20 protein-coding genes are annotated in these 24,884 nt (G+C 35.8%); 12 read left to right on the top strand and 8 right to left on the bottom strand.

From position 1 onward, the window contains the following. Positions 1-52: 52 nt before the first annotated feature. Positions 53-1,384: a TldD/PmbA family protein gene (locus tag IR022_RS06850; protein WP_242053114.1), complete on the top strand. Its 1,332-nt coding sequence runs from the start codon at positions 53-55 to the stop codon at positions 1,382-1,384. Between the two features lie 81 nt (positions 1,385-1,465). Here IR022_RS06850 and IR022_RS06845 read toward each other — a convergent pair whose 3' ends face one another. Further along, positions 1,466-2,779 carry a gliding motility-associated C-terminal domain-containing protein gene (locus IR022_RS06845; protein WP_194203148.1) on the bottom strand — a complete coding sequence of 438 codons (1,314 nt, stop codon included), beginning with the start codon at positions 2,777-2,779 and terminating at the stop codon, positions 1,466-1,468. 107 nt (positions 2,780-2,886) lie between these two features. Beyond that, a complete protein-coding gene (spt, locus tag IR022_RS06840) occupies positions 2,887-4,098 on the bottom strand; it encodes a serine palmitoyltransferase (protein WP_050709918.1) in 1,212 nt (403 codons plus the stop codon). A 359-nt stretch (positions 4,099-4,457) separates the two neighbouring features. Between spt and IR022_RS06835 the strand changes: the two genes are divergently transcribed. The 7 genes from IR022_RS06835 (at position 4,458) to IR022_RS06805 (ending at position 12,297) form a co-directional block, all read left to right on the top strand. After that, the gene (locus IR022_RS06835; RefSeq protein ID WP_194203147.1) at positions 4,458-5,324 is read left to right on the top strand and encodes a murein hydrolase activator EnvC family protein; all 867 of its coding nucleotides are present in this window, start codon (positions 4,458-4,460) and stop codon (positions 5,322-5,324) included. A gap of 7 nt (positions 5,325-5,331) precedes the next feature. Continuing rightward, complete coding sequence (locus tag IR022_RS06830; protein ID WP_050709920.1) at positions 5,332-6,480, top strand: 1-deoxy-D-xylulose-5-phosphate reductoisomerase; 1,149 nt, start codon at positions 5,332-5,334, stop codon at positions 6,478-6,480. A gap of 80 nt (positions 6,481-6,560) precedes the next feature. Further along, on the top strand, positions 6,561-7,895 hold the full coding sequence (gene rseP, locus IR022_RS06825) for an RIP metalloprotease RseP (RefSeq protein WP_194203146.1): 1,335 nt from the start codon (positions 6,561-6,563) through the stop codon (positions 7,893-7,895). Positions 7,896-8,002: 107 nt separating this feature from the next. Continuing rightward, positions 8,003-8,953: a methylenetetrahydrofolate reductase gene (locus IR022_RS06820; protein ID WP_050709922.1), complete on the top strand. Its 951-nt coding sequence runs from the start codon at positions 8,003-8,005 to the stop codon at positions 8,951-8,953. A gap of 89 nt (positions 8,954-9,042) precedes the next feature. Beyond that, on the top strand, positions 9,043-10,161 hold the full coding sequence (locus IR022_RS06815) for an ATP-binding protein (protein ID WP_050709923.1): 1,119 nt from the start codon (positions 9,043-9,045) through the stop codon (positions 10,159-10,161). A gap of 53 nt (positions 10,162-10,214) precedes the next feature. Then, positions 10,215-11,825 carry a stage 0 sporulation family protein gene (locus IR022_RS06810; RefSeq protein WP_194203145.1) on the top strand — a complete coding sequence of 537 codons (1,611 nt, stop codon included), beginning with the start codon at positions 10,215-10,217 and terminating at the stop codon, positions 11,823-11,825. After that, a complete protein-coding gene (locus tag IR022_RS06805) occupies positions 11,773-12,297 on the top strand; it encodes a gliding motility lipoprotein GldH (RefSeq protein WP_242053112.1) in 525 nt (174 codons plus the stop codon). The genes IR022_RS06810 and IR022_RS06805 overlap by 53 nt, the downstream gene beginning before the upstream one ends. A 60-nt stretch (positions 12,298-12,357) precedes the next feature. On the opposite strand, the gene hemH is transcribed toward IR022_RS06805, so the two are convergent. From hemH to IR022_RS06790, 3 genes are all read right to left on the bottom strand, one after another. Next, complete coding sequence (gene hemH / locus IR022_RS06800) at positions 12,358-13,326, bottom strand: ferrochelatase (RefSeq protein WP_194203144.1); 969 nt, start codon at positions 13,324-13,326, stop codon at positions 12,358-12,360. 559 nt (positions 13,327-13,885) lie between these two features. Beyond that, the gene (locus IR022_RS06795; protein WP_194203143.1) at positions 13,886-14,863 is read right to left on the bottom strand and encodes a type I phosphomannose isomerase catalytic subunit; all 978 of its coding nucleotides are present in this window, start codon (positions 14,861-14,863) and stop codon (positions 13,886-13,888) included. Positions 14,864-14,899: 36 nt separating this feature from the next. Beyond that, a complete protein-coding gene (locus IR022_RS06790; RefSeq protein WP_194203142.1) occupies positions 14,900-15,346 on the bottom strand; it encodes a YhcH/YjgK/YiaL family protein in 447 nt (148 codons plus the stop codon). A gap of 277 nt (positions 15,347-15,623) precedes the next feature. Between IR022_RS06790 and IR022_RS06785 the strand changes: the two genes are divergently transcribed. Beyond that, positions 15,624-17,183, top strand: a complete 1,560-nt coding sequence (locus tag IR022_RS06785; protein WP_194203141.1) for an NAD(P)/FAD-dependent oxidoreductase — start codon at positions 15,624-15,626, stop codon at positions 17,181-17,183. A 99-nt stretch (positions 17,184-17,282) separates the two neighbouring features. Here IR022_RS06785 and IR022_RS06780 read toward each other — a convergent pair whose 3' ends face one another. The 3 genes from IR022_RS06780 to IR022_RS06770 form a co-directional block, all read right to left on the bottom strand. Beyond that, entirely contained in the window at positions 17,283-18,551 is a 1,269-nt protein-coding gene (locus tag IR022_RS06780) for a replication-associated recombination protein A (RefSeq protein ID WP_194203140.1), read from the bottom strand. 79 nt (positions 18,552-18,630) lie between these two features. Further along, the gene (locus tag IR022_RS06775) at positions 18,631-19,701 is read right to left on the bottom strand and encodes a hypothetical protein (RefSeq protein ID WP_194203139.1); all 1,071 of its coding nucleotides are present in this window, start codon (positions 19,699-19,701) and stop codon (positions 18,631-18,633) included. Positions 19,702-19,802: 101 nt separating this feature from the next. Then, on the bottom strand, positions 19,803-20,867 hold the full coding sequence (locus tag IR022_RS06770) for a hypothetical protein (RefSeq protein WP_194203138.1): 1,065 nt from the start codon (positions 20,865-20,867) through the stop codon (positions 19,803-19,805). A gap of 224 nt (positions 20,868-21,091) precedes the next feature. On the opposite strand from IR022_RS06770, the gene ilvA reads away from it, so the two are divergent. From ilvA to eis, 3 genes are all read left to right on the top strand, one after another. Then, a complete protein-coding gene (gene ilvA, locus IR022_RS06765; protein WP_194203137.1) occupies positions 21,092-22,354 on the top strand; it encodes a threonine ammonia-lyase IlvA in 1,263 nt (420 codons plus the stop codon). 161 nt (positions 22,355-22,515) lie between these two features. Further along, positions 22,516-23,421, top strand: a complete 906-nt coding sequence (locus IR022_RS06760; RefSeq protein WP_194203136.1) for an endonuclease/exonuclease/phosphatase family protein — start codon at positions 22,516-22,518, stop codon at positions 23,419-23,421. 156 nt (positions 23,422-23,577) lie between these two features. Continuing rightward, positions 23,578-24,801, top strand: coding sequence for an enhanced intracellular survival protein Eis (gene eis / locus IR022_RS06755; RefSeq protein WP_194203135.1), 1,224 nt, complete (start codon positions 23,578-23,580; stop codon positions 24,799-24,801). Positions 24,802-24,884 lie beyond the last annotated feature (83 nt).

The following is a 24,884-nucleotide window of genomic DNA, read 5'->3' as shown; positions in this document are numbered from 1 at the left end:
ATTTCAGTAAGAAGTGTAACTGTAATTGTTTTATTTACTTAAAAAGAAAAAAATGAATCTTATAACAGATCAAAATAAAAGTATAGCACAGTGGGCAATGAATATAGCCTTGAAGAATGGGTGTTCTGCATCGAGAGTATCTTTAACTGTTGCCAACAATAATTCTTTTGAGTATCGAAATAGTCAATTAGATAAATTGCACCAGAGTTCAGAAAATAAGCTATATGTAGAATTATATGTAGATGGTAGATATGGAACTCTTTCTACGAATAGGCTTGAAAAGTTGGAGTTAGAATCTTTTATAAAAGATGGCATTGCTTCTACTCGATTTTTAGCGCCAGATTTGTGTCGCCAATTACCCGATATGGCACGCTGTTACAAATCGGATAAAAATGAAGATCTGGATCTATTTGATCCTACATTCTTTGATTATTCTGTAGACCAGAAACTAGAACTAGCGAAGGCAACAGTAGAGGAAATTTATGGAACCGATCCGAAAATAGTATCCGTTGTATCGAGTTATGATGATGGGTGTGGAGCAGAGTATATGGTGGCTAGTAATGGGTTTGAAGGTGAGATACAAGATACAGCTTTCAGCCTTACATCTGAGGTTGCGTTGAAAACTGCGGGAGATGCCCGTCCCGAATCTTATTGGTACGATAGTAAATTGTATTGGTCTGATTTGGTAAAAGAAGGAATTTCTCAGAAAGCATTCAAAAGAGCATTGCAAAAACTTGGTCAAACTAAAATACGATCGGGTAAGTACAATCTTATTTTGGATAATACAGTTTCGATGAAATTATTATCTCCACTTATTTCGGCTATGTACGGAAGTGCAATTCAGCAGAAAAGTACATTTTTATTAGATCGATTAGGTGATAAGATAGTATCGGACAAGCTTACTGTGACTGATAATCCTCACTTGAAACGCTCATTCGGATCGCGCTGGTACGATGGTGAAGGGGTTGCTACAAAAGATCAAGTGTTGATCGATAAAGGTGTTTTAAATACTTACTTTGTTGATACATATAATGCTCTTAAATTAGATATATTACCTACTATTGCATCCCCATCTATAATTAAATTGAAGCATGGAACTCGCAATCATACACAATTGCTAGAATTGATGCATCATGGTATTTGGGTGACAGGCTTCAATGGTGGAAATACTAATAGTACTACAGGAGACTTTTCTTTCGGAATAGAAGGATTTTGGGTTGAGAACGGTATTGCAACCACTCCAATCAGTGAGATGAATATTACAGGGAATGTACTTGACTTATGGAATAACCTAATAGAGGTTGGTAATGACCCTCTTTCTCTAAATTCATCTCGACAAATACCTTCTCTTTTATTTGAAAATGTTAGCTTTAGTGGGTTATAAAGATTAGAACCGAGAATTATTTATAATAGAAAAAGATGGAAGTATCACTTCCATCTTTTTTGTTGTTGTAAGGTGATAATCTTATTTTCTGCGAATCACATTTACATCACCGGCTTCTTTGTATCGTTTATTATCAGAGCCTAATGCTTCTATAACCCAGAAGTAAACACCAGTATTTACATACTTGCCATTATATTTACCATCCCATCCTTTCGACGGGTCTGTCCACTCATATATCTTGTTTCCCCATCGGTTGAATATAGAGCATTTGAACCTGATTAATGATTTATATTCTCCTATTCTGAACACTTTGGCTGTTTCGCTATTTGCATCAGGGGAGAAATAATTCGGTGGTTTTTCAAGCGAAGATTCCGATATTGAAAATTCTACACTTGTGCTGGTTAGGCAAGACGGACCTCTACTAACAGATTCCAGAACAACTTTATAGTTTCCAGATTCGTTGAATGTAAATCTAATGTTTCGATCAGTGTAGCGTACTATTGCATTCTCCAAATCGGAGGTGTTGTAAATAAACCATGTATAGAAATGTGCCGTTGGTTCATTGGCATATCCATAGAAGTTTATTTCGGCTGGAGCAGAACCTCCTAAATCTGAGGTTACCCCATTTGAAGCACTTGCTGAAACCTGCTCGGCTACAATGAAAACTTTGGTTGCAATGGCAGTATAATCTGTACTCTCTTTGTATATGTTTAATTGGAAGTGTTCAGCAAACTGATCTCCACTTATTTTGAATTTGGTATTCGTCAAAGGAGCATCAATTGTTCGATATGTACCTATATCAATTGGACCTATTTCTCTAATCAGAGGTGTGAAATCTTTAGTTGATCCATCCAGATCAGCGTATTCTATAGTGTATTTTCTAAGTACAGAGTATTCTCCTCCAATAGTAGAATAATAATGTAGATCGTCAGATTTATCAATAAGTAATCTCAAAACAGTACACTGTTCTTCTGTTTCAGCAGATCTGTCTGGTTCGATAGAGTTGAAGATGGGTAAATGTTGACTGTAATCTATAATCCATATTATGGGATTAGCTTTTCCGTTTACTTCAGCGAAATATCCTCTTGAATCCTGAAGATTATTTATAGTGTAGGTGGTTTTGTTTCCACTATTGCTCGTTGAGATTTCAGCGTAAGGTATTAATACTTTATCTTCAATAGAACGTGTGTACTTATAGAAACGTACTACCGCTGCATCGGATGTATAAGATATACTTGCTCCCGAAAAAGTATTTAATAGATAAACTTTCTCTATGCCCGTACCTGCTAGTCCTTCTGTATATTCGTATGGCTGTCCTAGCCCGCCCGACACAGTATATTGTGCGGATAGGGTGAGGGTGAATAATAATAAAAGATTAGCTAAAAGATACTTCATTCTGTATGGAATTTCTTGCTAAGATAGTGTTTTGAGACTTTATTGAACAATAAACCCTCTATTCTTAACGAAAGAGGGTTTTATTTTATTATGTAGTAAGCTTTGTTTTAAGCTTTTTCCATGTTATTTGCAAGTACACCCATTTTTTTGAAAATGGCTCCGATTTTATCTAAGGCAATGTCTACTTGTTCTTTAGTATGAGTAGCCATTAGAGAGAATCTAATTAGTGTATCTTTAGGCGCAACTGCGGGTGATACTACTGGATTTACAAATATACCTTCTTCGAATAGAGTACGAGTTATAATAAATGTTTTCTCGTTGTCTCTGATGTATAATGGTATAATCGGACTGCTTGTATGTCCTATTTCACATCCTAATTGGCGGAAGCCGTTCAATGCGTAATTAGTAATATTCCACAGATTCTCTACACGATCGGGTTCGCTCATCAATATATCAAGAGCTGCATTAGCGGCAGCAGTTGCTCCCGGAGTTACACTCGCACTGAATATATAAGGGCGTGAGTTGTGACGAAGATAATCGATAATTGTTTCTTCTGCTGCGATAAAACCTCCGATAGATGCTAGTGATTTGCTGAAAGTACCCATGATAAGATCCATGTTATCGGTTAATCCGAAATGATCATGAACACCTTTACCATTGAAATCACGACCGAAAACACCTAATCCATGAGCTTCATCGATCATTATGTTTGCATTGTATTTTTTAGATAACTCAACAATTCCAGGTAAGTTAATAACGTCACCTTCCATGCTGAATACTCCATCAACTACAATAAGTTTTACTTTGTCTGGTTCGCATTTTTGAAGTTGTTTCTCCAAAGATTCCATATCGTTGTGACGAAATTTCAACTTTGTAGATAGCGAAGCTCTGTTTCCCTCGATAATAGATGCGTGATCTAATTCGTCCCAGAGGATGTAATCTTCACGACCAGTTATACAACCAACTACGCCTTGATTTACATTGAATCCGGTTGAATATACTAAAGCATCTTCTTTACCAACAAAAGCAGCTAATTTCTTTTCTAACTCAACATGAATGTCAAGCGTTCCGTTTAGAAAACGAGAACCCGCCATACCAGTTCCGTATTTACGGGTGGCAGCGATAGAAGCTTCTATAACTTTAGGGTGATTAGTCAATCCTAGATAGGCGTTTGAGCCAAACATTAAGACTTTTCTACCATTGATAACGACCTCAGTGTCCTGATCGCTTTGAATTTCTCTGAAATAAGGATAGATACCTGCCGCACGAGCATTTCTGGCAGCATCATATCGATATAGCTTATTACTTAATAGGCTCATAACTTTATAATAAATAGGAATATTAATTATAACTACTTTTTCAAGCTTTTCTTCTCAAAAAAAGCAGGCTGCAAAAATAGCTAAAAAAAATTAAAGAAACGATTTTGGTGGAAATATTTTACTGAATGTGCTATTAAACGAATTAAAATGATCTAATTTAATTTTCTTTAATGAAATACTAAAATGCAAAGCCACAATCTGTGTTTCTTTTATTAAATTTGCATTCTTGATTATATTGGAGATAATGAATAGGTACGTAAGTCTTTTTTGTATTTCTCGGATAGATGCCACATTTGAAACGGGATATAATCCTTTAACGTATCTGGAAGCATCAATATACTAGGGAGTGGAATAATTTAATGGCAAAAAGAAAAGATAAGAATCGACATAGTTTTTGGAAACGACTACATTTTAAGTACCGTTTATCTATTTTAAATGAAAATACACTTGAAGAAGTGTGGAAACTTCGTGTTTCTATGTTTCATGGTATTATGTTGTATCTTACTTCTTTCTTCATACTGATGGTTATTGCCTCAGTTATTATTATAACAACACCTATCCGTAACTATTTACCGGGTTATCTTGATTCTGAGATCAGGGAACAAGCCATTCGCGCAGCTATTCAGGTCGATTCGTTGGAGCGTCAGCAAAGTTATCAGTTGGCGTATCTTGACAACATAAAAGATATTTTTGCAGGAAAGGTTCAGCCTGACTCCGAAAATAAAGTGGATACTGTGACTATCTCTGAAACAGATAAATCTTTGCAAAGTACTGATCGCGAACGCAAATATCGTTCGGAATATGAAGATGCAGAGAAGTATAACTTATCAACTATTTCTACTTCAGACGCTACTCCTACCGAAGGAGTGACTTTCTTTCGCCCGATTAAGGGTATAATTACAGGTAAATTTAATCTTCCTTCTCGTAACTATGGGGTTCAGATAGTAACGGCTGGCGAAAGTGTGGTAGCTACGCTCGAAGGCTCTGTTGTATTTGCTGGATATGCGGACAATGGATACATTATGCAACTTCAACATAAAAATGGCTTTATATCTGTTTACAAAGGAGTATCAATGGTTTTGAAGAAAACGGGAGATAAAGTTCGAACCGGTGAGGCTATTGCTATGGTAGGTAGTGGAAAAGATAATTCAGAAAAGAAAACATTACAATTCGAGCTTTGGTATAAGGGTAACCCTATCAATCCAGAATTATATATATCATTCTAAAAAATAGATGAAACGTAAACTCGCTATATTAGGATCAACAGGATCAATAGGAACGCAAGCATTAGATGTGGTTAGAGAGCACCCCGATAAGTTTGAGGTATATGCTATCACTGCAAATAATAGCTTGGATTTGCTGGTGAAACAAGCCCGCGAATTTCAACCTGAGGTTGTTGTGATTGCTAATGAAGATAAATATCAGGCATTAAAAGATGCCTTAGCTGATCTGCCAATTAAAGTTTGGGCAGGAATGGATTCTATTGTTCAGGTCGTTCAAAGCGAACCGATAGATATTGTTCTGACTGCTATGGTTGGTTATGCCGGTTTGGCACCCACAATCAGTGCTATAAAAGCAAAAAAGCCTATCGCTTTAGCTAATAAAGAAACGTTGGTTGTTGCAGGTGAATTGATAACCGAATTGGCTTTAGAGAACAAAGTGCCTATATTGCCTGTGGATTCGGAACATTCGGCTATCTTCCAATGTTTAAATGGAGAGAATAGTCCGATTGAAAAAATACTACTCACAGCATCGGGAGGTCCTTTTCGAAAACTCAGTAAAGACGAGTTGCAAAAAGTGACTAAACATCAGGCTCTGAAACACCCTAATTGGGATATGGGGGCTAAAATCACTATTGATTCGGCAACCTTGATGAATAAAGGGTTCGAAATGATCGAAGCTAAATGGCTGTTTGGACTTACTCCTAGTCAAGTGGAGGTGGTTGTACATCCACAATCTATAATCCATTCTATGGTGCAGTTTGAGGATTCTTCTATAATAGCGCAAATGGGATTGCCTGATATGCGTTTACCCATTCAGTATGCATTTGCCTATCCGAATCGTTTGAAATCTAACTTCGAGCGTCTCGATATATTTAAGTTGGGTACTATGACCTTCGAAGAGCCTGATATGGATCGTTTCCGTAATCTGGCTTTTGCTTTCGAAGCGGCTAATAAGGGTGGAAATATGCCATGTATAGTAAATGCTGCAAATGAAATTGTAGTAGAAGCTTTCTTAAAAGAAAAAATAGGATTTCTTGAAATGAGCGAAATCATTGAGAAAACAATGCTAAAGGCTTCATTTGTAGAGAGACCAACATACGACGACTATGTACAGTCGAATATCGAAGCCCGGGAAGTTGCCTCCGGTTTTGTAAACTAGTTGAAAAACAAGGGTTACGGCACGAACAAATTATAGAAAAAGATCAACGATCTTAATTATTTATTTTCTAAAACAGACTGATGGAAACATTTTTCATAAAAGCGTTACAATTAATTCTAAGTTTATCAATATTGGTTATTGTCCATGAATTCGGACACTTCTTTTTTGCCCGAGTATTTAAAATAAAGGTTGAAAAGTTTTACCTTTTCTTTGATATAGGTTTTTCTTTATTCAAGTTTAAGCCTAAAAATAGCGATACAGAATATGGTATCGGCTGGTTACCTCTTGGTGGGTATGTGAAAATTGCTGGAATGATTGATGAATCGATGGATAAAGAGCAAATGCAACAGCCTGAACAACCTTGGGAATTTAGATCGAAACCTACATGGCAACGTCTATTGGTGATGATTGGCGGTGTATTATTTAATGTGATTCTAGCCATCTTTATTTATGCGATGATTCTTTTCTCATGGGGTGATTCTTATATTCCGTTTCAAAGTGTAAATCAAGGAATGGAATTTAGTGAAGTCGCCAAAAAAGCAGGATTTGAGAATGGAGATAAAATAATAACTGCGGATGGAAGGGAATTAAAATATCGTATGAACAATACGGATATGAATACTCTGATGAAATTTGCTGATGCAAAAGAAGTTGTTGTAGAACGTAATGGAGAATTGAAAACAATAGTTATGCCTGAGAATTTTTTTGAGGAGATGATAGCCTCAAAGAGACTGGCTTACGAAATGAAAATTCCTTCAATTGTAGATAGTGTTATCCAAGGTGGAGCAGCGTATAAGAGTGGTTTAATTAAAGGTGACAGTCTTGTAACAATAAATGATAAAGCAGTAGAATCTTTTAGCGGGATAAGAAGAAGTATCAGCGAAAATCTTAACTCTGAGGTAAAGATTGGGTATTATCGTGGAGACTCCTTAATGCAAACAACTGCCATTGTTGATAGTTTAGGTGTTTTGGGTTTTACATCTATTCCTTTAACTGAAATTTGCCAGTTGAAACATGATGAAATTGGATTTTTTGCTTCATTCCCGGCAGGAGTAACTCTTGCAAAAGAAACGATTCAAGGATATGTTGCTCAATTGCGATTTGTATTTACGAAAGAAGGTTTATCAAACATAAGCGGATTCGGAGGAATAGGAAGTATGTTTCCTGCTACATGGGATTGGCAAGCGTTTTGGTTTATGACAGCATTTTTATCTGTGATTCTTGCTGTGATGAATATTTTACCAATACCAATGTTGGATGGAGGACATGTAATGTTCTTGCTATATGAAATGATTACTCGCCGAAAACCAAATGAAAAATTTCAGGAGTATGCTCAACTAGCAGGGATGGTATTTATTTTTGCTTTGCTGATTTATGCAAACGGAAATGATATATTTAAAGCAATATTTAAATAAGGTCTCAGACCTTTTGGTTATTCAGGCAAGTAAAATAACTATAGTTAAGCTATAACTTTAAAATATAGCATCAAATATTCACATTACTTAAAGAGTAAATACGGATAATGAAGGTCACAGATTTAATTCAAAATAATGGAAAAACCGCTTTCTCTTTTGAGATATTACCTCCTTTAAAAGGAAATAGTATTCAGAAAGCGTACAATATAATAGATAAGCTGATTGAGTTTGACCCTAAGTATATAAATATTACAACGCACCATAGCGAGAATATATATAAGGAGATGCCCGATGGAACAGTAACGAAGGTGAATGTAAGAAAACGCCCGGGCACTGTGGCTATTGCAGCCTCTATACAGAACAAGTACAATATTACAGCTATTCCTCACATGATCTGTAAAGGTTTCAGTAAAGAGGAAACAGAATATGCTTTGATCGATTTAAACTTCTTAGGCATTCATAATCTTTTATTATTGAGGGGTGATGCTCATAAGCTAGAGTCTGATCAATTGGCGGGTAATATGAATCAATACGCAACAGATCTGCAAATACAAGTAAATCAGTTTAACGAAGGCATAACCGCGGATGGAAGTAATTTCGAACGTTTCGAAACTCCGTTTTCTTATGGAATGGCGTGTTATCCGGAGAAGCACGAAGAAGCACCTAATTTAGAGTCGGATATCTATTATCTGAAAATGAAGCAGGCGCAAGGTGCAGAATATTTTGTGACTCAAATGTTTTTCGATAACAGTAAATATTTTTCATTTGTAGAACGCTGTCGTGCCGAAGGTATTACTATACCTATCATTCCGGGAGTTAAACCAATTTATAAGATCAATCATCTGACTCTTTTACCTAAAACATTCAGATCAGATATCCCCGAAGAACTTGCTGCCGAATTGAGAAAATGCAAATCGGATATTGAGGCAAAAGAAGTGGGTATAGAGTGGGGTATTAAGCAATGTAAAGAATTGATTCGATACGGAGTGCCTAGCATTCATTTTTATGCATTAATGGCTACCGAAAGTGTACGTCGTATAGCTAAAGAGGTATATTAATTAAATAAGTCTTGGACTTGTTTAAGTAAAAAAGACTCCGCAGTTTGATAATATACAAGTGATTATTCTAAAAAAGAAGATAAAGAAAAGTGTTTTTTAAAGATATAATAGGGCAGGAAGACGTAAAAGAGCAATTAATAAGTTCGGTAAAAAAAGGTATTATACCTCATGCCCGACTCTTTTGCGGACCAGAAGGGATAGGTAAATTATCTCTAGCAATCTCTTATGCCCAATATCTGAACTGCCTTGACCCTCAGGATAATGATTCTTGTGGAAAATGCAGTTCTTGTCTTAAATATAAGAAACTGGCGCATCCCGATCTTCATTTTGTTTTTCCTGTAATAAAGAAAGATAAAAAAGAGGTGTGTGATGATTATATAAATGAATGGAGAACTTTTGTAGGTGAACATCATTATTTTAGCCTAAGCCAATGGCTTGCATATGTTGGTGCAGAGAATGCTCAGGGTATGATTTATGCCAAAGAAAGTGAAGAGATAATCCGTAAACTTAGCCTTAAGATATATGAGGCCAAGTATAAAACGATGATCATCTGGTTACCTGAAAAAATGCACGAGGCTTGTGCTAATAAATTGTTGAAAATCATAGAAGAACCCTATGATAAAACTGTTTTTATATTAGTCTCTAACACGCCCGATCAGATTATAACAACAATACAGTCGAGATGTCAGCGTGTCAATATTCACAATATAACAGAAAGTGCTATTGTTGAAGCCTTGAAGTCTGACTATAATATATTACCCGAAGATGCTGTTTCGGTAGCCCACATTGCCAATGGTAGCTATCTGAAAGCTGTTGAAACAATAAGTTTAGATGAAGAACATAAGTTCTTCTTTAATCTTTTTGTACAGATGATGCGAGCTTCTTATGCTCGTAGTATCAAAGATATCAAGACTATTGCTAATGAAATAGCAACGGTTGGAAGAGAAAGGCAAAAGAATTTTTTAGTATATTGTCAGCGAATGATACGAGAGTACTTTGTCAGTAACCTCAGACACTCGGAAATGGTATATCTAAATCAGGATGAGAACCGTTTTGGAACTCGTTTTGCACCTTTTATCAACGAAAAAAACATAATAGATTTTACTGCTGAATTGGCGTTGGCAGAACGACATATTGAGCAGAATGTAAATGCAAAGATGGTTTTTTTTGACTTATGTCTTAAAATAACCATGCTTTTGAAAAGATAAATAATATAAACCCACAAAGTCGGAAAAGGGGCTTTGTTTTATTTTTAAACATTATGGAACTTAATTTAAATCCCAATAAACAGTACAAACCGGTAAACGATTGTTTAGGCACATGCAAAACGCCAACTGGTTGTACATGCGGTAGAAAGAAACAAACTGTTATAGTAAATGGACTGACAGTGAAGGCTTGTGGTTGTGGTAAAAATCCGGGAGGAGCTTGTGGTGGAGCCTTGAAAAAGGCTGAAGCTGAGGCTGCTGCGGGTTCATCATCAGAATCGGCTGCTCCGGCAGCATCAACAGGAGGAAGCTGTTGTTCGTCAGGCGGTGGAGGTTGCTCATCGGGTGGTTGTTCTTCAGGCGGCTGTTCGTCCGGAGGGTGTTCATCAGGTGGAGGCTGTTGTGGAAGTAGTAGTAAAGGTACTCATAAGCTAGAGGTTTTTGACTGGCTTTATGACATGCCAGAGTCTCAATTAGAGACCCAAATGGTAGAGGTTCAGTTTAAAAATACACGTAAAGGTTATTATTTGAATAGTAATAATCTTGATTTGTATAAAGGCGATATTGTTGCAGTAGAAGCTACTCCTGGACATGATATCGGTGAAGTTACTTTAACAGGAAAACTTGTTCTTCTGCAAATGAAGAAAAGTAATAATAGAGGACAACAAGGTGAGCAGAAGCGAATCTATCGAGTTGCTAAACCTTTGGATATTGAGAAATTCAATGAAGCAAAGGCTTTGGAGCATAAAACAATGCTTAGAGCTCGTGAACTTGCAGAGAGTCTAAATCTGAATATGAAGATCAGCGACGTAGAGTATCAAGGCGATGGTAACAAAGCTATATTTTACTATATTGCTGATGAGCGTGTCGATTTCCGTCAGTTAATCAAGGTTTATGCAGAGCAATTCCGTGTAAAAATTGAAATGAAACAAATCGGAGCTCGCCAAGAAGCAGGAAGAGTAGGAGGGATTGGACCTTGTGGTAGAGAATTATGCTGTTCAAGTTCTATGTCTAACTTTGTTTCGGTATCAACGTCTGCGGCTCGTTTTCAGGATATATCTTTAAATCCTCAAAAACTTGCTGGGCAATGTGGTAAACTGAAATGTTGTCTTAATTATGAAGTAGATACTTATGTAGAGGCTCAAAAGAAATTGCCTTCTCGTGAAATTGTACTGGATACGAAAGATGGTGCATTTTTCCACTTTAAGACAGATATACTTTCGGGTATGATGACTTATTCTACCGATAAACATTTTGCTGCCAATTTAGTGACAGTAAATAAAGATCGTGTATATGAGGTGATAAAGATGAATAGAAACGGAAATAAACCTGTGAGAATAGACATCGAGAATGTTGAAGTTCAGGAAAAAGCCGGAGCTATGGATATCTTAGAGGATAATATCAATCGTTTTGATAACAATGCTAATAATAAAAATAGGAAGAAGAAGGTTGTAAAAGGTGGTGGACGCCCTCAGGCTGAGGCTGCTCAAGCAACAGAACGTGAGCCTAAAGATGTAGCTGTTGTTAATCCCGAAAACAGAGAATCTAATCCTAATCAACAGCGTAGCAAGAGTCGAAATAATAACAACAGATTCAAAAATCGACCTCGTAATAATGAAAATCGGAATAATAACCGAAATGACAATTCGCCTCAGAATGAAGGATAAATTTATATACATAATAAGTATATTAATAATAGTATTTGTATGTCTCTCGTGTGAAAAACGAGAGGCATATTATCGTTTTAGCGAACTTAAGGATGCTAGTTGGAGTAGGCTCGATACGCTTTATTTCGATATAGACTCAATATCTGTTCCTCTTAATACGCCTTTGGATGTGACGATAGAGTTGGTAAATAACTCAGACTATCCCTATCAGAATATCTGGTTATATGCTTTGGATAATTTTGAAGATAGTGTGTTTACTCTTGAAGAAAAGCAGTATGAATTGGCTGATAAACTAGGTAAGTGGCATGGTTCAGGTTTTGGCTCTTTGTATCAATTGCCTTTACTATACAAGAAGAATGTAGTGTTTTCTGAAAAGCGTAACTATCAATTGAAGATTGTGCATGGCATGCGTGATGAACCTTTGTTAGGTATTGAGAAAATAGGAGTTAAGATTGAAAGTGCTCAAAATTAAGTCTTTTGTTTGTCTACCGCTATTCTGAGTAATATAGAAGTAGATGCGGCTATTTATAAGTTATACTTTATTCGTTATTATTTTAATAAGACCTTCAACCCAATATTGTTCAAAGTTTAAGCAAGGAACAAAGGTAAATTCTTCACCTCCTGCTTTCATAAAGTTATCTCTGGCTACAATACCTATATCATAGAGAGTCTCTAAATTATCAGCCGGAAATCCCGGAGTAATAGTAATAACCCTTTTACTTCCATCAATGGGGAGCTGTTTCATAGTTTCATTCAAGTCAGGTTTCAGCCATTTACGACCAATTGCCGAAGAATAAACAATCCTATTCTTTTTAGGGTCAATATCTAGCTCTTTACTAACTAATCTTACCGTTTCTTTGATTTGATATACATAATCAAAGTCTTTTCCTTTTTCCCACCCTATTTCAACATGTGTCAGCGGTAAACTGTGAAAACTAAATACCAATCTGTCATATCCTTTTGCTATGTGAGGCCTCAAGCTTTCTGCCAAAGCATGTATGTAGTTGGGATCATCATAATATGGCTCTACTATTTTCAATCTAAAAGAATATGGCTTCTTATAAAAATGATTTCCAATAGCTTCTACCACTGTCTTATAAGATGACTGTGCATATTGAGGAAAAAGAGGCACAACTACTACTTCATGTAAAGTTGCACATTTCGCTTTGAGTTTACTTAGTGCTTCAGGGATAGAAGGCGAACCATAGCGCATGGCTATTTCTACAGGCATGCTGGTAGCTTTCTCTATCTTCTGAGCTAACTGTTGTGTATTGTATAATAAGGGGGATTCGGTATGTTTATCATCCCAAATGAGAGAATAGTGTGATGCCGAATTAGAGGCTCTCAGCGGTGCTATAATTTTAGTAGCAAGCGTTGTTCTAAGCCAATCCGGTGCTGTCATTACCAACGGGTCAGATAACATAGCCCCAATAAAGAATTTGACGTCTTCTCTATTTTTAGTCTTGGGACTTCCTGTATTGATGATAAGAATGCCTCTCATTTGATCTTATTGCAATTAAATATATGTTTAAGAGTAATAAGTATAAAAATACAATAAATTATTGATTATTGCCATTACTCAGAGTTCCATTTTAGGAGAATAGGCTCAAAGACAAGAATTACGCCAATTACTAATTGGAATCTTTCTCGTATAAAATAATAATTTCTTGCCTGATTGATTTTATTTATACTATTTGATTGTTGTTTTACTTTAGAATAGCTTTTTAGTGTATTCTATTTTAATAGATTATTAATCAGATTTTAGAGTAATTAATATGATTGATCTTTTTATCTGTTTAATTAGTAATGTTTTGAAAATTCTATTAGTGTGGATTAACTCTGTTCGTCTATTATATGTTGTCCCTGTAATACTAAAATTTTAGTAGTTAAGCTTTTTCTTAATATGTTTAGAATTAGAGTTGTTTATACACTTAATGTAATTCTCAATAAGGTTAATTCTATCTGTCTATATTGTAATAAAAAAAGAGGAATAGAGTAAAAAAACTCTATCCCTCTTTGTAACTTGAATATCAGATATTTTGATTTCTCAGGATACTTATTTATACATAAGTTTCCAATAATTGAACGTAACTATTAGGAGTAATCGTGATGCTTTTTGTATTTGCTGCGGGTACTAATAAAGTCTCGCCTTGTTTCAATTCTATTGTTGTATTATTAGAATCTTTAATTTCACAACTACCATCCATACAGATATAGATTATAAAAGAATCTTTATCATTGTGGTCTTGAGTGTGAGGTTTGTCTAGTTCCAATAGATTTGTTGTGAAATATTTACACGATTCCAATTGAACAGTGTCGTTGGCTTTGTGTGAATAATCTATTTGATAGTTATCATACAATTTAAAATCTATTGCATCCTTAGCCAACTCTGTATGTAATTCTCTGCCATTACCATTTGCATCTTTACGATTATAATCGTAGATACGATAAGTAATGTTAGATGTTTGTTGGATTTCTGCGATAAATGTGCCTGCACCGATAGCGTGTACACGTCCTGCAGGAAGGAAGAAAGAATCCCCTTTTTTTACATCGTGTTTAGCCAGATAGTCTACAAAGGTATTGTCTTCAATACTTTTTACGTATTCGTCGGGACTAAGAGGTTTGGCGAATCCTGAATAAAGGAAAGCTCCTGGCGCTGCATTGATAACATACCACATCTCGGTTTTTCCGAATGAGTTATGTCTTTTCATTCCTAATTCGTCATCAGGATGCACCTGTATAGATAGATTGTCTCTAGCATCTATAAATTTGATTAAAAGAGGAAATGTTGCTCCAAATTTCTCAAATACATGTTTTCCTACAAGACTCTCTTTATATTGTGCTATTAGGTTTTGAAGGTTAAGACCTCTAAGGTCTCCATTGTCAACAACTGAAATGTTGTTTTCAACCCCCGATATTTCCCAACTTTCACCTATTCCGTCTTGTTGGGGAGTGATACCTTTAAATTTACAAATATCAGATCCTCCCCAAATGATCGGCTTGAGGATTGGACTGAATTTCAGTGGATATAAATTCATGATTGTTATATAAATTTGATTAATATCTTTTTATTATTACATTTTTACTTTTATAACAATCTTAATAACCGAGCCTTCCCCGACACATGGAGCATGTCCATCTTGCGGAAAAAAGATAACAAAGTTACCCGGCATCAAATCAAATCTAACAGTAGGTTTATCTTCGAAGAATTGAATGTCTTTAGTTGTGTCAAAAGGAACTGCTACTTTTTTTAAACTGCTTCTTTCGATCCATCCAAAGCCTTCAGCCTTAGAAACGGGTATTTGTATATCCAAATACTTATTGTGTACCTCTAATCTAGCCTGTTCCGGAGTTTTTAGATTGCTTTCACTAATGATTGCAAATATATTTTGTCCGTCTATTTCAACTTTTCCTAGTGCAAGGTTTTTCATATCCAAAGATTTGATAAACTCAATGGCTTTAGGAAAAAATGGATTCAAGCTTTCATAGTTTGAAATTTTTTCAATACTGTCTATTATCATGATGTTTTTTATTTAAGATTATAGACAAAAGTAACAATTTATTGCAAGAATAGAATACGAATAAGTAGAGTAAAGTATTTATTGTTGCTCTAACAATCTCTGCTAAACAATCTTTAGTGCTTTAATAGGAATTAGAAGTACCTTATTTAATCTTTTGAAAAGTAATATTATTTTCTGAATAGTGGTATTCTTTTCATATTTTTTAATAGAGATAGTTTATTAAGAGGGTAATCTATTTTATTTTCATTTATCTTTGCGATTAAAGACTGAATTTTTTATGCAAAAAGATATAGATTTAAGAATAAGCCCCGATCAAGCTGCAGATATTAACCTTATTAAAGGTATTGCTGCTGATAGAACTAATACGAAAATGACTGAAATTACAGACGTTCGTATATTGAAGCGTTCTATTGATGCACGTCAGCGTAATATTTTCATTAATTTGCGTGTTCGCCTATATATAGGAGAATCTCAACCCGAAGTGTTATTCGAACAAACAGAGTATCCTGATGTAAGCAATGCAACTCAGGCGATAGTAGTTGGAGCAGGTCCCGGTGGATTGTTTGCCGCTTTACGACTAATAGAGCTAGGAGTTAAACCGATTGTTGTTGAAAGAGGCAAATCGGTAAGAGAGCGTAAAAAAGACCTAGCTACAATTAATAGAGAGCACATTGTTGACGGCGACTCTAATTATTGTTTTGGAGAAGGTGGTGCAGGAGCATATTCGGATGGTAAATTATATACACGGAGTAAAAAACGTGGTAATGCAGATAAAATATTGAATGTATTTTGTCAACATGGTGCAACTACTGATATTTTGATTGATGCACATCCCCATATTGGTACAGATAAATTGCCAGCAATTATTCAAAAAATGCGTGAGCAAATAATTTCAGCAGGCGGAGAAGTGCATTTCGAAACTCGTATGGATGAGTTACTCATCGAAAACAATGAGGTAAAAGGGATTAAAACTAATACCGGTAAGATATTTGAAGGATATGTAATATTAGCAACTGGTCATTCGGCTAGAGATGTATATTACATGTTGCATGATAAAAAGGTAAAGATAGAAGCCAAAGGCCTAGCTATAGGCGTTCGTGTAGAACATCCGGTACATTTGATTGATCAAATACAGTATCATAGTCCCGAAGGAAGAGGAGAATACCTACCTACTGCTGAGTATAGCTTTGTGGTTCAATCAGGAGATAGAGGGGTGTATTCGTTCTGTATGTGTCCGGGTGGAATTGTTGTAGCTGCTGCCAGTGGAGAGCGTCAGTTGGTTGTAAATGGAATGTCACCTTCTAACCGTGGATCGAAATGGTCAAACTCTGGAATTGTTGTAGAAATACATCCGGGAGATTTTCCCGAATACCAAAAATATGGAGAACTTGAACTTTTGAAATTTCAAGAAGACATAGAAGAAAAAGCTTGGATTGCGGGTGGTAGAACTCAGGTTGCACCGGCACAGCTTATGGTCGATTTTGTGAATAATGTACAAAGTACAGAATTACCCAAAACATCATATGCTCCGGGTATTGTATCGTCTAATTTGCATGATTGGCTACCTCCATTCATTTTACAACGTTTACAAGATGGACTTCAAAAAGTAGGAGCAAGCTATAAAGGTTATTTGACTAATGAGGCTGTTTTATTAGCTGTTGAAAGTCGTACATCGTCGCCTATTCGTGTTTTGCGTGATAGAGAAACAATGCAACATGTGGAGATAAAAGGTCTTTATCCTTGTGGTGAAGGTGCTGGTTATGCTGGTGGAATAGTTTCTGCCGGAATGGATGGTGAGCGTTGTGCTGAAGCTTTAGCAAATGTTTTAAAGGGCTAATTACTAATTGATATGATATATTGTAAGGGTGAATAATTATTCACCCTTTACTTTTTAGTGGTAGTAAATAAAAGTATAGATTATAAAAGGTATGTGATTTTAATACCTATTCTTCCACAATTTACGTAAGTGTTCCAATATTTTTGATTCAGCAGGGTTTGCTTGTGGTTCCCAGAATCTAGTGTTTTTTATTTCCTTAGGCATATAATCTTGTTGGATAAAATTATCCTTATAATCATGAGCGTACTTGTACTCCTTGCCATAATCCAACTCTTTCATTAATTTGGTCGGAGCATTGCGTAGATGCAGAGGCACAGGTAAGTTCCCAGACTCTTCAACTAATGCTAAAGCTTTGTCGATAGACAAATAAGCCGAATTACTTTTGGGAGAAGTTGCCAAATAAACTGTAGTCTCAGCCAGAATAATACGTCCTTCGGGCCATCCTATTTTTTGAAGGGCATCGAAGCATGCATTTGCCAAAAGTAAGGCATTAGGATTTGCTAAACCGACATCTTCTGCTGCCGAAATAACTAACCTGCGAGCTATGAATTTAGGATCTTCACCTCCTGCAACCATGCGAGCAAGCCAATATATAGCAGCATCAGGATCGCTTCCACGAATAGACTTGATAAATGCCGAGATTATATCATAATGCATCTCCCCACCTTTATCGTAGGCTGCTGGGTTTTCTTGCAGACGTTCTGTTACGATCTTATCTGTAATAATGGTATCACCTTCATCTGCCGATATTACAAGATCAAGTATATTTAATAGTTTTCGGGCATCACCTCCTGAGTATTTAAGGAGAGCATCCGTTTCTTGTATATCTATATTTTTTTCTTTGAGAATAAGGTCTTGCGTTACTGCTCTTTGTATTAGTTCAAGGAGATCAGCTTTATCTAAAGATTTGAGGACATAAACCTGACAGCGTGAAAGAAGCGGACGAATGACTTCAAAAGAAGGGTTTTCGGTAGTTGCCCCAATCAATGTGATCACACCTGTTTCTACAGCTCCAAGAAGTGAATCTTGTTGAGATTTACTGAAACGGTGAATTTCATCAATAAAAAGAATAGGACTTTTTGTGGTATTGAAAAAAGTATTCTTTTTTGCCGTATCTATAACCTCGCGTACATCTTTTACTCCCGAGTTAATAGCACTTAATGTGTAAAAAGGGGTGTCAAGCGTATTTGCTATTATCTGAGCCAGAGTTGTTTTTCCTACACCCGGAGGTCCCCATAAAAGAAAAGAGGGAACACGACCCGATTCTATCATTCGGCGTAATACGGCTCCTTCGCCGACCAAATGTTTTTGACCGATGTATTCGTCCAATGATCTGGGACGTAGGCGTTCTGCTAAAGGCTGGCTCATGACTATTCTAAGTTAATGATAATATAAAACGGCATGTTTCGGAAATGATAATAGTATTTGCTGTTATATTCCCGAGACCTTATTTTATTTGTTGAAGCACTTCGTCTAATTGTTCGCTAAAATGGGTATTGCCATTTCGCTCATCAAATCGTTGTGCCAAATTGGTTGCAATAGTATAATAGTGGTTGTACAGATCATCCAGATTATAGGTGTTATCTTCTCTGTAATAAGTATGATCGCTATTTATACCTTCTATAACCCGAGTACCTCCTCCTTTAAATAATGCAAGTGTAGAGGCTGCAAAGTCGAATCGAATGCCGTCTTCCGCACTAATCTCCCAGTTGACATATTTACAGAAATATATCCATGCTTTTTCTTTTTCATGCTTAGACATATAGTACATCACTAAAGTAACTTCGTATAGCTGAAAAGGAAAATTAGCTAATTCGGAAAATTCTTTATCAACTTCGGCAAAATATTCGGCTGCTCTCGGATCATTCATCTTTCCTCCAAAATAATAGATAAGCCCACTATAAACAGGTATATGATTCATCTTGTGGACAGATTTCTTTGCCATGAACTCCTGAATATGAGAAATAGCCTTGTCGAAGTCTCCTTCAAACATTTCAACATATATGGTTGTAATGAGGTCATTACTCAAAGAGGTCATGTTGTCTTCCGCTTCACTATCTCTTAAATCGAGATATTTACGTGCATCTTCTCTGCTACCCAGAAATAGAGACCAGTTAGCCATTACATTGTAATATTCGCGACTACTCATTCCATATTTGATAGACCTCTGTCTAAAATCTTCAAGAATGGCTTCTACTTGTGCTTTCGATATATTCAGATTATTGTATGATACAGATGCCATCCATTTGTATTCATTCAGAATTTCTTCTTCCGAAAAGAATTCGGGATCAGAATCATAAGCATTCAAAATCCATGCAAATGCAGGAAAACTTTCACGCGAGTGAGCAGTAAACTGTTCGTTACGAATTAAATCCATTCTGAGATCGAATCCCCAATCTATATCATTATTGGCATCTGCAATCTGAATTGCTTGCTTTAATAACTTGATTATGTCGTCTGCGTTGTTGGAATTCTCAGTTTCTAAAAGTATTTTTTGTATCTCTAGATTATAATTCATTCTATTTTAAGTAAATGAAAGTATTTCATGAAATACTTTCCGATTGTCATAAGCTATAATCTGTATATTAACGAAAGCAGTGAAAAGCTTACAACTTTTAGTTACACTGATACAACTTCTTCTAACGCTTTCGAGAACGAATTGGTTCCGTTACGAGCGTCAAATTGTTGAGCCAATTCGTTTGCTTTCTTATAATAATAATCGTAAAGATCAGCTATATTGTAATTACCATCTGCTTTGAAATAAGGAAGCTTTTCGCTCATAGTCAATTGCTTTTGCCCATCCTCTTTCAATAAAGTCAGAATGTTTTTAGAAAAGTCGAAACTAATAGAATCCTCTGCTCCAATTTCCCACTCAGCATATTTTTGGAAATATTCCCAACCTCTGTTTCTATCATACTTATTCAGATAATAAATAAGATCTGATATATTCGAAATAAGAGAAGAATCGTTTTCTTCTGCTTCAGCAATTTCCTCTTCTGCTTTTTCGAAGAACTCGGCAGCTCTTTCATCACCTGCTTTAGACAGGTAATAAGTCAAATTACAAAAAGTGGAGAGAGGCATAACGCCACACGTAAGCTTTTTAGTAATTAAATCATTTGCAGTAGTAATAGCTTTGTCAAACTGACCTTCTATAAGTTCTATTTCTACTCTTGTATCTAGTTCACAAGCGGGGCAGTGCGACATTCTATCTCGTGTTGTATTATCGCGTAGCTCTAGGTATTTATTAGCTTCCTGCATATCGCCAATGAATAGATTCCAATAGATCATTACGCTGTAATATCCGCGAGGAGTATATCCGTTGCGTTCCATCCTTACTTTAAGATCAGCCATAATAGATTCTACTTGCTGACGTGAAATGTTCACATTACGCCTTGCTGCGGCTGCCATCCATTTGTATTCCCAAAGAAAATCATCTTCATTAAATAATTCAGAGTTAGAATCGTAAGCACTAAGTATCCACGTAAAGGCAGGAAAACTTTCAGTACAATGCGATGTGTCTTTTTCTTGTGATATAAGATCAAGACGTAAATCGAACCCCCAATCGAGATCGTTATTAGCATCTGCAATCTGAATGGCTTGTTTCAGTAAATTTATTTTATCTTCTGGATGCGATAATGTATCCAATTTCAATAATATCTTTTGTATTTCCAGATTATGATTCATCTATTAGCTTATTTAGTGTTTGAGTAATAACAAAGGTAAAATAAATCTGAGGATATTCAATAAAAAGAAACTTTTAGACCTTTCTGGTGTTTTTGTAATGGTGTTGCATAATAGATAGTTAGGTCAGAATAATCTCTGTCTAATTATTTACAGTATTTATATCGTGTATATAATCTATCTAATTTGTACATTTGCCAATGCAAAATGTAACGATACAAAATTAAATGCTACCAAAAATTACTGAAGAATTTGATCTTCATATTGAAGAAGCTGCAATCAGATTGAGCGAGGTTATCAGAAAAACTCCACTAGAATTAAATCTCTCATTATCGCGTACTTTCGACTCAAATATATATTTGAAGCGTGAGGACTTGCAAGTAGTACGTTCTTATAAGTTAAGAGGTGCGTATAATATGATGAGTTGTTTGGATGCCGAGCTTCTGAAAAAAGGAGTGGTGTGTGCCAGTGCCGGTAATCATGCACAAGGAGTTGCTTATAGTTGCAATCAGATGGGTGTGAGAGGCGTTATTTTTATGCCGAAAATTACACCTAAGCAAAAGATAGAGCAAACGAGAATGTTTGGTAATGGCAAAATCGAAATAGTCTTGGTTGGAGATACATTCGACGATTGTGCCAATGCTGCAAAAATATATACAAAAGAGCATAATATGACTTTTATTCCTCCTTTCGATCATCCTCAGGTGATAGCAGGGCAGGGTACAATAGGTCTCGAAATTTTAAAAGAAATTCCTAAAGGAACTATCGACTATCTTTTTATTCCTATTGGAGGAGGTGGTCTATGCGCTGGAGTGGGTGCATATATAAAAGATCATTCGCCCAATACCAAAATAATAGGAGTAGAACCTGCGGGAGCACCTTGTATGAAGGCTGCTTTCGATGAGAAGCATCCGGTAACACTAGCTCATATAAATAAGTTTGTTGATGGAGCAGCGGTTCAACGTGCGGGAGATATAACTTATCCTATTTGCAGGAAAGTTGCAGATGATATTTGCCTGGTTCAGGAGGGTGAAGTATGTACTACTATTCTTAAGCTATACAATAAAGATGCTATTGTAGTAGAGCCTGCGGGAGCATTAGCTATTACGGCTTTGAATCAATATTCGGAGGAGATAAAAGGAAAGAATGTAGTTTGCATAGTAAGCGGAAGTAATAATGACATTAACCGTATGCAAGAAATCAAAGAACGCTCTTTGATTTTTGAAGGCTTGAAACATTACTTCATCATCAGACTTCCACAACGTACGAATGCGCTTAAGGATTTTGTAAATGAAGTTTTATCTGAGCATGACGATATTGTTCGTTTCGAATATATGAAGAAGAACGATCGTGAAAATGGTCCTGCGCTAATAGGTATAGAAGTAGATACGGTAGGAGAATACGATAATTTGATTTCCCGAATGCTTAAATATGGACTCGATTTTACCCAGCTTGATCCAAATAGCGACTTGGGGAAATATATAGTATAGTTTATCTTTTAATGAAGATAAGGTAAGAGGCGTAATTTATTATGTCTCTTTTTCTTTTGTTACTTTGGTTGGTAAAACAGTTATAGAACGTTATATTCTGAGAATATATTATTAAATACTTAGTTTTACTTATTACCTTTAGTTCTCAAATTTATTTTATCATGAAACAATTTTTTATCAGTGCAGTACTACTAATGGCTGCCTTTGCTATTAATGCACAAAATTTTAATGTAGGAACTTATAATGTTCGAAACGATAATCCATCGGATGTGGGTAATATGTGGAATGATCGTTCCCCGTATATTGCTAAATTAGTGCAGTATCACGATTTTGATTTCTTCGGAACGCAGGAAGCTTTGCCACATCAATTAGAAGATATGAAGGCTGCTTTACCCAGCTATGACTATTACGGAGAGGGTAGAGATGGAAATAATCAAGGAGAACATTCTGCTATATTTTATAAAACGGCTAAATATAAATTATTAAATAAAGGTGACTTCTGGTTGTCTGCAACTCCCGATGTTCCTTCTAAAAGTTGGGATGCGCCTTGTTGTAATCGTATTTGTACTTGGGTCGAATTGCAGGATATAGAATCGGGAAAGAAATTCTTCGCATTCAGTGCACACTACGATTATGAGAAAGATTATGCACGTAATGAGAGTAGTAAACTGGTACTGGCTAAGATTAAAGAAATAGCAGGTGATAATCCTGTGATATTTATGGGTGACCTTAATGGCGGAATGAATAGTTCGTGGGCTCAAATTATCAACAATTCGGGAGTTTTGAGAGATACTTATTATGATGTTGAAAAACCATATGCAAACAACTCTTCATTTAATGCATGGGGTAAACCTCTTGACCAATTAGATGCATTGGACAGAGGTATCATAAGTAATAACGAAATATTAGATCATATCTATTTTAGCAAACATTTCCAAACTAATAGATGGGGAATGTTGACAGATACTTATAACATCGGAAAATTTCCATCAGATCACTTTCCTGTTTTAGTTAATGCTGAATGGATAATTGAGCCTGTTAAAAGAAGTGATATGAGCTATAAGTAATATATTAATAGCAAGATAAAAGAGGAGGGAGATATTCCTCCTTTTCTTATTATAACCCTATTCTGAATCGAATAAAGGATGTGCAGTAAACAATTTTTTCTGTATCCCGTTAAATAAGGAGATTTAATACTTTTAGAAAATAACATAAATCTGGTTATGGAAAGGAATAAAATAAGAGAACGATTAACATTAAAACCCTTTGGATTAGAGTACATAGACCAGTTTAATGAGTTGTTACGATATGTGTTTCAGGTAACAAATAGTGATATTCAGGAAAGTGGATACGAGGATGGGGAGATCGTAAAATCGAAGCGTCCGATCCTTAAAAATGCCGATGTGATTGGTTGGTTCAACGAAGATCAGTTAGTGTCACAATTATGTATCTATCCTTGTCAGGTAAATATTCATGGAAAAATATTTTCGATGGGTGGTCTTACAGGTGTTGGTACATATCCTGAGTATGCCAATTTAGGTTTGATGAACGATTTAATAAAATCGGGACTGCAAATAATGAGGGATAAGGGGCAATGGATCTCCTACCTTTATCCTTATTCAATACCCTATTATCGACGTAAGGGGTGGGAGATAATGTCCGATCATTTGACTTTTACTATAAAGGATAGTCAAATACCTAAAAATGTTGGTGTAAAAGGTTTTGCTGAGAGACTTCCCGTTACCGATAAAGATGTGATTGCTGTTTATGATAAATTTGCACGAAGTAATCATGGTGCTTTAATTCGAGGAAAACAAGAGTGGGAAGAGTATTGGAGATGGGAAAACGAAGATGAACGGACGGCTGCCGTCTATTATGATAAAGATGATGTTCCGCAGGGGTATATTTTATATTGGATAGAAGAAGATATATTTCATATCAAAGATATTATTTATTTGAATCAAGAGGCTAGGGTAGGTCTTTGGAATTTTGTCTATGCTCATTATTCGATGGTAGATGAGGTACAAGGAAATATCTATAAGAATGACCCTCTTCATTTTCTTTTAGATGATGGGCAAATTAAAGAGACTATTGAGCCTTATTATATGGCAAGGATAGTTGATGTAACTGAGTTTTTGAATAACTTCCCCTTTAAAGAGTCAGATATCTTTACGCCTTTCCATTTTGTCGTTTCAGATTCTATTGCAGAATGGAATAATGGAGTATTTGGTCTCTCTAAAAATGAAAAAGGAAAGCTTACGCCTACAAATGAAGTAGTAGGTAAAGCTGTCTATTTAGATATTCAAACTTTGACTACTATGTTAATGTCTTATCGTAGCCCGTCTTATTTGCATAAGATAGAGCGTATTGAGGCTGATAGTAGCACATTAGAAATACTTGAACAAATAATTCCAGATAATCAGCCCTATTTTTCTGATTATTTTTAATTGCTTTTTTAGTCTATAAAATAAGCGAAGTCCTATGTCTGACATAGGGCTTCGCTTATTTGTTATATATTTAAGAGTATATT

Origin of the sequence: Dysgonomonas sp. GY617, assembly GCF_015233815.1 — a bacterium.
GTDB lineage: Bacteria > Bacteroidota > Bacteroidia > Bacteroidales > Dysgonomonadaceae > Dysgonomonas_A.
Note: the sequence above shows the minus strand (reverse complement) of the source record. Positions and strands in the feature narration are given on the sequence as shown.

What these genes read in the sequence shown, in the direction of transcription:
- IR022_RS06790 (WP_194203142.1), bottom strand. Translation starts at nt 15,346, where the DNA reads ATGATAATAGACAGTATTGAAAAAATTTCAAACTATGAAAGCTTGAAT.
- IR022_RS06830 (WP_050709920.1), top strand. Translation starts at nt 5,332, where the DNA reads ATGAAACGTAAACTCGCTATATTAGGATCAACAGGATCAATAGGAACG.
- IR022_RS06780 (WP_194203140.1), bottom strand. Translation starts at nt 18,551, where the DNA reads ATGAGCCAGCCTTTAGCAGAACGCCTACGTCCCAGATCATTGGACGAA.
- eis (WP_194203135.1), top strand. Translation starts at nt 23,578, where the DNA reads ATGGAAAGGAATAAAATAAGAGAACGATTAACATTAAAACCCTTTGGA.
- rseP (WP_194203146.1), top strand. Translation starts at nt 6,561, where the DNA reads ATGGAAACATTTTTCATAAAAGCGTTACAATTAATTCTAAGTTTATCA.
- IR022_RS06760 (WP_194203136.1), top strand. Translation starts at nt 22,516, where the DNA reads ATGAAACAATTTTTTATCAGTGCAGTACTACTAATGGCTGCCTTTGCT.
- IR022_RS06845 (WP_194203148.1), bottom strand. Translation starts at nt 2,779, where the DNA reads ATGAAGTATCTTTTAGCTAATCTTTTATTATTATTCACCCTCACCCTA.
- spt (WP_050709918.1), bottom strand. Translation starts at nt 4,098, where the DNA reads ATGAGCCTATTAAGTAATAAGCTATATCGATATGATGCTGCCAGAAAT.
- IR022_RS06785 (WP_194203141.1), top strand. Translation starts at nt 15,624, where the DNA reads ATGCAAAAAGATATAGATTTAAGAATAAGCCCCGATCAAGCTGCAGAT.
- hemH (WP_194203144.1), bottom strand. Translation starts at nt 13,326, where the DNA reads ATGAGAGGCATTCTTATCATCAATACAGGAAGTCCCAAGACTAAAAAT.
- IR022_RS06850 (WP_242053114.1), top strand. Translation starts at nt 53, where the DNA reads ATGAATCTTATAACAGATCAAAATAAAAGTATAGCACAGTGGGCAATG.
- IR022_RS06775 (WP_194203139.1), bottom strand. Translation starts at nt 19,701, where the DNA reads ATGAATTATAATCTAGAGATACAAAAAATACTTTTAGAAACTGAGAAT.
- IR022_RS06835 (WP_194203147.1), top strand. Translation starts at nt 4,458, where the DNA reads ATGGCAAAAAGAAAAGATAAGAATCGACATAGTTTTTGGAAACGACTA.
- IR022_RS06810 (WP_194203145.1), top strand. Translation starts at nt 10,215, where the DNA reads ATGGAACTTAATTTAAATCCCAATAAACAGTACAAACCGGTAAACGAT.
- IR022_RS06770 (WP_194203138.1), bottom strand. Translation starts at nt 20,867, where the DNA reads ATGAATCATAATCTGGAAATACAAAAGATATTATTGAAATTGGATACA.
- IR022_RS06805 (WP_242053112.1), top strand. Translation starts at nt 11,773, where the DNA reads ATGAAAATCGGAATAATAACCGAAATGACAATTCGCCTCAGAATGAAG.
- IR022_RS06795 (WP_194203143.1), bottom strand. Translation starts at nt 14,863, where the DNA reads ATGAATTTATATCCACTGAAATTCAGTCCAATCCTCAAGCCGATCATT.
- IR022_RS06820 (WP_050709922.1), top strand. Translation starts at nt 8,003, where the DNA reads ATGAAGGTCACAGATTTAATTCAAAATAATGGAAAAACCGCTTTCTCT.
- ilvA (WP_194203137.1), top strand. Translation starts at nt 21,092, where the DNA reads ATGCTACCAAAAATTACTGAAGAATTTGATCTTCATATTGAAGAAGCT.